Annotated in this window: 8 protein-coding genes; all 8 read right to left on the bottom strand. The window is 53.4% G+C overall.

Features of this window, described 5'->3' with window-relative positions:
* Positions 1-153 precede the first annotated feature (153 nt).
* Complete coding sequence (locus HK25_RS06640) at positions 154-1314, bottom strand: SMP-30/gluconolactonase/LRE family protein (RefSeq protein ID WP_086635710.1); 1161 nt, start codon at positions 1312-1314, stop codon at positions 154-156.
* A gap of 71 nt (positions 1315-1385) precedes the next feature.
* Positions 1386-2657, bottom strand: coding sequence for a serine--tRNA ligase (gene serS, locus HK25_RS06635; RefSeq protein ID WP_086555492.1), 1272 nt, complete (start codon positions 2655-2657; stop codon positions 1386-1388).
* A gap of 35 nt (positions 2658-2692) precedes the next feature.
* Positions 2693-3499: a twin-arginine translocase subunit TatC gene (gene tatC, locus HK25_RS06630; RefSeq protein ID WP_086555491.1), complete on the bottom strand. Its 807-nt coding sequence runs from the start codon at positions 3497-3499 to the stop codon at positions 2693-2695.
* Entirely contained in the window at positions 3496-4140 is a 645-nt protein-coding gene (gene tatB, locus HK25_RS06625; RefSeq protein ID WP_086635709.1) for a Sec-independent protein translocase protein TatB, read from the bottom strand. Before tatB ends, tatC begins: the two co-directional genes overlap by 4 nt.
* Before the next feature lie 58 nt (positions 4141-4198).
* The gene (gene scpB / locus HK25_RS06620; RefSeq protein WP_086635708.1) at positions 4199-4843 is read right to left on the bottom strand and encodes an SMC-Scp complex subunit ScpB; all 645 of its coding nucleotides are present in this window, start codon (positions 4841-4843) and stop codon (positions 4199-4201) included.
* A complete protein-coding gene (locus HK25_RS06615) occupies positions 4830-5726 on the bottom strand; it encodes a ScpA family protein (protein WP_086555489.1) in 897 nt (298 codons plus the stop codon). Before HK25_RS06615 ends, scpB begins: the two co-directional genes overlap by 14 nt.
* Before the next feature lie 30 nt (positions 5727-5756).
* Positions 5757-6752, bottom strand: a complete 996-nt coding sequence (locus HK25_RS06610) for an SPOR domain-containing protein (RefSeq protein ID WP_086635707.1) — start codon at positions 6750-6752, stop codon at positions 5757-5759.
* Positions 6752-8539, bottom strand: coding sequence for an arginine--tRNA ligase (gene argS / locus HK25_RS06605; RefSeq protein WP_086635706.1), 1788 nt, complete (start codon positions 8537-8539; stop codon positions 6752-6754). Before argS ends, HK25_RS06610 begins: the two co-directional genes overlap by 1 nt.
* Positions 8540-8564 lie beyond the last annotated feature (25 nt).

Genomic DNA, 8564 nt, shown 5'->3' with positions numbered 1-8564 from the left:
ATCGGTAAGCCTGTGAATCACAATCTCTCGCTCAGTTCAATAAATTAACAGGTCCTGAGCCTAAGATAACAAAGGTGCGAAGACACCGCACAACGATCAAATTTATGATGGTGTAAGCCTTAGGATAATCTGTCTTTTTCTATAATGATGTCGTTATGGTGCCTTATCAGCTGTTTGTAACGGTGCAATGCGCATCAGAAGATAAGGGCGCTCCTGCTTATCTTTTCCGGCATTAAAAACCGGCAGACGTGACCACTGTCCTACCGTCAGCAAAAGACTGTCACCATCAAGCGCTATGCTGTCAGGGGCAATAAGGCGCGGGTCCTGGGCAACAATGCTCAGCTCACCATCGGGAGCACGACGCACCACAGCATGACGCTCAATATCTGTCAGATATAAACTGCCATCAGGCGCTGTCGCCATACCATCCATTATGCCGACCTCACCTTCATCTGTGACGGCTGACTTCAGGACTTCCTCAGAAAGGTGAAAGTCTGCCAGCTCTGCTGTCGGGGCACTATAAAGCCGTCGCGATGATAAAGGAGACCAGTAAAGCCTTGAAGAATCAGCACTCAGAGCAAGGCCATCAACACCACCCTGCCCCATAACCGGATGATTGGGGTCATAACGCCTCAGCTCATGATCAACCTGCATCACCAGCCCTGGTACAGGACGCACTGACACAGACCCTTCAAGAATACGGCGCATTTTACCACTGGCAAGGTCAACGGCGATCAGAGCAGGATGGGTCTTCTCTGATGTATCGGACACAAATGCCGTACCTGCCTTACCGTGTGTCAGATCAACACGCACATCATTCACATGACTGTCAGACGAAACAGCGGGCTTTGTAAAAGGATATGATCTAACGATCTTACCTGCAACAGGGTCTATATGCAGCAGCGCAGGCTGCGGTTTAACTTTATGGCCGGCTCTGACACCTTCATCCACCACCCAGAGCTGCCCCTTTGCATCAACCGTCATACCCAGCGGGGATATCATGTCATGCTGTGCCAGCGCACCAGGGAAAGGCGTGAGTTTGCCCGGGCTCCACACTGCCAGGACGGGACCAGGGTGCCACTGCGCACTCTCAGGAAATGACAGTATAATACGCCCGTCTGGCAGGCGCGCTATGCCCGATGGCTGCGCTTTTTCAAAGCGACCAGCAACCGTAACATTCTCTGTTGGTGCAGAAGCATGATCGACGCTATCCGCTGCAGCGGCTGCACCGGTATATGCCAGCGCGACAATCAGCGCACTGCCACAGCAGGAGAGAAAAGCTTTCTTTCGCATTTTTAAAAAAGGCGTTTTCATTTATCTTATCTCCTGCACGGTCATGTCGTTTCTCTGCCCGCTATAGCCATAAACGGGCTGAGGCAAACGTATCAGGCTGTAATGCGCTCTATACCTCCCATATAGGGACGCAGAACCTCAGGCACCACAACCGAGCCATCTTCCTGCTGATAATTTTCCATCACTGCGATCAGAGTACGACCAACAGCAAGGCCGGATCCGTTCAGTGTATGCACAAAAACCGGCGAACCTCCGCCCTGCGGACGGAAACGGGCATTCATACGCCGGGCCTGGAAATCACGCGTGTTTGAACATGAAGAAATCTCGCGCCAGGCGTCCTGCCCTGGCAACCAGGCTTCCAGATCGAAGGTTTTTACCGCACCAAAACCTGTGTCGCCCGCGCAAAGCAGCACACGCCGATAAGGTATTTTCAGCTTTTCAAGCACTGTTTCGGCGCAGCGTGTCATCCGTTCATGTTCAGCGCTGCTCTCTTCAGGCGTGGTGACAGACACCATTTCAACCTTTTCAAACTGATGCTGGCGCAGCATACCACGCACATCACGCCCGGCAGAGCCTGCCTCACTACGAAAACACTGCGTCAGCGCTGTCATACGCAGCGGAAGGCTGCCCGCTGCCAGAATGTCACCACTGACTGACGCTGTCAGCGGCACCTCAGCTGTTGGCACCAGCCAGCGACCATCTTCTGTACGAAACGACTGATCAGCAAATTTAGGCAACTTATCTGTGCCATACATCGCGGCATCATTAACCAGCACAGGCACCAGTGTTTCGGTGTAATCATGCTCCTGCACGTGCAGATCGAGCATAAACTGCCCCAGTGCCCGTGACAGACGAGCCAGGGCCCCTTTCAGCACAACAAAACGGGCGCCTGACAGCTTAGCTGCTGTGCCAAAATCCATCTGTCCCAGTGCTTCACCCAGTTCAAAGTGCTGACGCGGAGCGAAAGAAAATGCCGGTCGTGTACCCCACTCATGCTGCACGACATTAGCGCTTTCATCCGGTCCTTCAGGTACATCAGCATCAAGGCGGTTTGGCAGAGAAGCCAGCACACCTGAGCTCTCACCATCAAGAAAAGCAATTTTCTCTTCAAAAGCTTCCATCTCAGCACGCAGACCAACGGCCTCAGCCTCCAGCGCCGAGGTATCTTCACCTCTGCCTTTCAGCGGGCCAATTTCACGCGCCAGCGCTTTACGGCGGGCCTGCTTTTCCTGCAGGGCAGTTTGTGCCTGTCGGCGTTCTTCGTCCCATACCAGCAGTTTATCAGCGACAGGCGCCAGGCCACGGCGGGCAAGGTCAGCATCAAATGCGGCGGGGTCTGCGCGAAGGGCGCGAATATCATGCATAAGGGCACCAAAATTTCTGTTTATTAAAACAACGATTACTCTGCTTCAGCCTCTTCTGTCTTAACCCGTTTAGGCTCAACAAGCCGGGCAGACACAATAGAGACTTCGTAAAGCAGGATGAGCGGAACAGCCAGCCCCGTCTGTGTAATGATATCGGGTGGCATGAAAATAGCACCGGCGACAAACGCACCCACGATCGCATAACGACGATAACGACGCAGCATATCAGATGTCACAATACCAACGCGCGCCAGCAGAGTCAGCACAACAGGCAGCTCGAACGAAACACCAAATGCCATAATCAGCTTCATGACCAGAGAAAGATATTCTGACACTTTAGCCTGAAGCTCGATCTGCACATTCCCGTCTCCTGCCGGAGACTGAAACGACAGAAAAAACCGCCAGGCGACAGGAAAAATAAAATAGTAAGCCAGCCCTGCCCCGAGCAGAAACAGGACAGGTGTCGCAACGAGAAAGGGAGCAAACGCTCTTTTCTCTGACCTGTAGAGACCAGGTGCAATAAAGATCCAGGCCTGCATTGCTACAACAGGGAATGAGAGAAAAGCCGCGCCAAAAAAAGCAACCCGGATGTAGGTGAAAAAGGCTTCGTATAACGCCGTATAAATCAGATGGGGCTGCTCGCCTTTCTGGCGCATAATCTCCCCCAGAGGGCGCGCCAGAAACAGGTAAATATCACCTGCAAAATGATAGCATATACCAAAACATATGAGAAATGCCCCGATCGACCAGAGCAGGCGCTTACGTAACTCAATCAGATGATCAAGCAACGGCATAGGCTGATCGTTAATAGGGTTCTCACTCATAGGCTCGTGCTCAGTCATAACGATATATCCGGCGTGTCGTGGTGCCCTTCAGGTAATGCCTGGTTAACAACGCCGGGAGCAACCCGACGATGCCCATGCACCACCCTGACCGGCGGCAAAATAGCAGGAGGATGATACTGCGCCTGGTCACACAAAATACGTCTGACAACAGCAGGCGGCAGCTCGGCAGGAGCATCTGTTACACCGGCTTCAATCTCCGCATTCTGATATAACTGCTCATGACTGTCGGCCGCACCCGAGAAAACAGGCGCGCTGACATGTGGCACTTCAGCCTGAGATAAAGGCGGCAGAATACCCGGGCCCGACAGTCTGTCCAGTGCTCTGGGGCCGGCAGGTGGTGCATTAAGTGCCGGAGGGGGCGCAAGCGTACGCGCCATACTGCCATCAGAATCAATGGCTTTCATAATACGGCCCCGTACATCCATACTACGCAGATCACGTACATGATCGCGCACTTCTGACAGATCAGCCTCGCGCACCATTTCATCAACATGAGACTGAAATTCGCCTGCTACGCCACGAATTTTTTTCAGAACTTTTGCAAGACTTTTTGCTGCAACCGGCAGGTCTTTAGGGCCAATAACAATTAAAGCCACCAGCCCGATCAGAAGAATTTCAGACCATGCAAAGTCAAACATCAGTCACATCCTGACGATAACACAGCCCTGTACCAGCTTTACACTTCATCACTCTTTTTTACTCCGGCACAGATACAGCCTCACCATCATCCTCACTTTCTGCTGCTGATGCAGCTGAAAGCAACGGTGGGACGTCTCTTAAAAGTTCTTCGCGAGCCGGAAGATCCGATAACGCACGCAAACCAAAATAACGCAAAAAGTCAGGTGTGGTACCCCATAAAACAGGCCTGCCAGGAATTTCCTTACGCCCGCGTGGTGAAATCAGCGACGCCTCAATAAGCGTATTCATCACATTCTGCCCGAGCGTTACACCGCGTATCTCTTCTACATCAACACGTGTGCAGGGCTGGTGATAGGCAATAATTGCCAGTGTCTCCATCACCGCACGAGGCAACCGTCGCGGACGCTCCATAACCCGTGTCAGGACATGAACAAGGTCAGGCGCAGTGCGAAACTGCCAGCCTCCGGCAATTTCGACAAGCTGCACCCCCCGCCCCTCATAACGGGCAGACAGATTTTTCAGAACAGAGAGGCTAAATGCTGCTGCGTCCTCCACCGTCTCTGGCACAAGCTGACGTACAGCAAGCAGTTCAGATACTCTCGACAACCTGACCGGCTCTGTTTCAGCAAAAATCAGCGCTTCTGCAAGACGTATGGCTTCCTCAGGCAATGAGGGCGCATCCTGAACTTTAGAGATCATCATCAGCACTCCGGGTAACCGGCTGAACGGGGCTGCCCGCACTCTGACTGGCACGCACTAAAATCTGACCAAACATTTCATCCTGCCGCAACTCAAGGTTCCCTGTTTTAGCCAGCTCAAGACCTGCGATCAGAATACTGGCTTTTGCTGCACGGTTGCGATGTAATTCTTCACGGCGCGTGACAGCACCTGTCAGTGCCTGAGGCAAAAACATTTCAAGGCTACGCCAGCCAGGCGGGGCCTCACCCAGCAGGCGTGTCAGCCGCGTCAGAGCCTCTTTCACAGTCCAGAAAGAAGGCCTGGGAGGAGCATAAGGACGCTTTGCTACCGTGCGCCGCATGGCGCTCATATAAGCACGCATAAGCTGAGGGATATCAAGCACCAGACCCGAGCGGTCTATTTCGGTCAGATCTTCTGCCGTGCCGCGCTCCCATACATCGCGCCCGGTGTGAGGTCGCGCTTCAAGCCACTGAGCCAGCTGATTCATACAGGCAAGCTCTCTCAGGCGTGCCTGTAATAATTCAGCCGCCTCTTCTCCCTCCGCTGCCTGCTCGCTCTCCGGCGGTAAAAGCAGGCGCGACTTCAGCCAGGTCAGCCAGGCCGTCATCACCAGCCAGTCAGCAGCCAGTTCAAGGCGAATATGACGTACCTTTTCAACAACGATCAGATATTGCTCAACAACCTGAAGCACTGAGATACGACTTAAATCGACTTTTTGTGCACGAGCGAGTTCAAGAAGGAGGTCAAGGGGGCCTTCATACCCCTCAAGCCGCAACACAGGAGGATGCAACAAAGCGGCATCCTGCTGCTCCGTCTCCGCCGCGGTTGAGGAAGGCAGAGCCAGCGGCTGGTGCTGGTCTGCACTATCAGATTTTTTATCTGTCATTGTGCAGACCACACCAGCCTTAGCATGACGTTAGTGAACCTGTGTGCAGGCCAGCCCACGTTCACGCACAGCACTACAAAACGCACGTGTATCAGCTGAAGACGCAAAACCTGTCACACGCAGACGATAGAAAATTGCATTATCACGCTGTATTTTTTCGACTGACGGTTTACGTGAGCCAAAAAGGTCAGAGTAGCGCGTCTGCAGCCTTGTCCACTCTTTCATAGCCTGCTCCGGTGATTGCAAAGCCGCAAGCTGCACCTGATATTTCCCGCCGGATGAAGCCGGTGCAACAGGCTGCGTTGCTGTGACCACCTTTTTCTCAGGTGCTTTTTTTACCGGTTCGATCGGTGCCTGAGGCGGTGTTTTATCATCCACCGGAGCCTCAGGCGTTTCAGGCGCAGGCAGAGCATCAGACTGAATCACCGGATCCTGACTATCTGCAGGCTGCATCACACCAGCCGCAGCTTTATCGTCATTTTGCGCAACAGCAGAAGTGTCAGGGGCGGCAGGAGGAGTCTGGCTCTGCTCTGTGCTGACTGCTGCTCCGGCAACATCAGGCGATGCACCTGCACTGCCAGTAGCCGTATCCTGTTTTTCTGCACTTTGCCCGTATTGCTCAGCAAGCCCGCCGGGGTTGGGCTTTTCGGGCCCGGGCGTCAGGTGGGCCTGCCCGTCATCAGCCTCAGGCACAATCATATTATCAAGCTGCATACCACCCGGATCAACCGGTTTTGTGCGCATTGCGACAGATGGCGGACCAATAACGGGAATCCCCCCCTGATGGTGCCCCAGCAAAGCCCACCCGCCGATACTTACCAGCAGAATACCACCCAGGCCTGCTGTACCATAAACAAGCCAGCGGGTGCTTGCATCGCTGTTCAGCGCATTGGTCAGAACCCGAAAAGCAGACCCGCCTGCCTTACGAGGCGGCGGCTGATGCCCCCCCATACGCTCACGCGCATAGTCAGCAGATCTGCGATTTTCCTGGTATTGTTCTTCGTTCTGACTCTGGTCGTCAGACATCAGCGCATTTCCTCTACTGGTTCGACACCCATTACAGCCAGACCTGAACGAATAACCGTTGCCACAGCAGCAACAAGAGCCAGGCGGGCACGGGTTGCCTCAGGCGCTTCAGGCTGCAAAAAGCGTAAAGCTGCATCGTCACGCCCGTGGTTCCACAAAGAGTGAAAATCACCGGCAAGATCCGTCAGATAAAAAGCAACACGATGCGGCTCTCTGGCCTGAGCGGCGGCTTCAACAAGACGCGGCCACTCAGCCAGGCGGCGGATAAGAGCCATTTCAACATCGGCACTCAGCGTATCCAGCGGCACTGCAGCTAAAACTTCAGCATCAGTTACGCCATAGCTGCCCTCTTCAGTCGCGGCACGTAAAACAGAACGACACCGGGCATGAGCATACTGCACATAAAAAACCGGGTTATCACGCTGCTTTGCCACAACATGATCAAGATCAAACTCCATCTGCGCATCGCTCTTGCGGGTCAGCATAGTAAAGCGCACAACGTCCTTACCGACTTCGTCAATCAGGTCACGCAGCGTGACAAATGTGCCTGCCCGTTTGGACATTCTGACAGGCTCACCATTTCTCAGAATATGAACGATCTGACACAGTACAACCTCAAGCGGTGTGCTGCCACCGGTTACAGCTTTCACTGCGGCTTTCATACGCTTAACATAACCACCGTGATCAGCACCCCAGATATCAATCATCACCTGGGCACCACGTGCAACCTTATCAGCATGATAGCCAATATCATTCGCAAAATAGGTATTGGTACCGTCAGATTTTTTCAGAGGACGGTCAACGTCATCACCAAAGTCAGTCGCACGGAAAAGAAGCTGCTCGCGTTCCTCCCAGTCATCAGGAAGCTTACCTTTAGGAGGCTCAAGCACACCCTCGTAAAGCAGGCCTTCTTTTTCAAGGTGAGCAATGGCAGCATCAACAGCCCCGTCACGCAGCACCTGCGCCTCTGACGTAAAGACATCATGCTTCACACCCAGGGCGTGCATGTCTTCTTTAATCGCCACCAGCATATGAGCTACAGTGAAGTTGCGAACGGTACCGAGCCATTCACTCTCAGGCAGAGGGGCCGCATCATCACCCGCCAGAGTGCGACCATATTGCCCGACCAGATCCTCACCCACAGGAATGAGGTAATCCCCTTTATACTGAAGACCATTAGGTGTCAGAGCCGCAAACTCGTCTTCCGTCAGCTTTGTGCCCAGCGCCTGAAGGTAACGCCAGTAAGCTGCCCAGGCCAGAGCCCTGACCTGAGTGCCGGCATCATTAATATAAAATTCGCGGGTTACATCAAAACCGGTTTTTGCCAGCAGGCTGGCTGTAACATCGCCCACAACAGCGCCACGGCAATGCCCGACATGCATTGGCCCGGTAGGGTTTGCTGAAACGTACTCAACATTAACCTTTACCCCGTTACCGGTCTGAGCATCACCATATGCCTCACCCGCTTTAAGGATAACCGGCAGAATATGACGCAGTGTATCGGGCTTAAGTGTGAGGTTAACAAAACCAGGACCAGCCGAAGCCGCACTGGCTACCCCTTCGGTTTTTTCAAGCAGAGCTGCGAGTTCACCTGCAATATCAGCAGGCTTGCGGCGTGCAGTTTTTGCCAGCAAAAGGGCCGCATTTGTCGCCATGTCGCCGTGTGAAGGGTCACGCGTTGGAGTGACCTCAATACGGGCGAGTGTTTCTTCGGGCACGTCAGGCAACAGTGTATGCACTGCGGCAAGAACCTGGTGACGATAATGCTGGAACAAACACTCTGACATACGCGTAAAAATCCTAATACAAAAC

The sequence above is a fragment of the Acetobacter sp. DsW_059 genome, assembly GCF_002153695.1.
Taxonomy (GTDB): Bacteria; Pseudomonadota; Alphaproteobacteria; order Acetobacterales; family Acetobacteraceae; genus Acetobacter; species Acetobacter thailandicus.
This window is presented reverse-complemented; position numbering and strand designations above follow the sequence as displayed.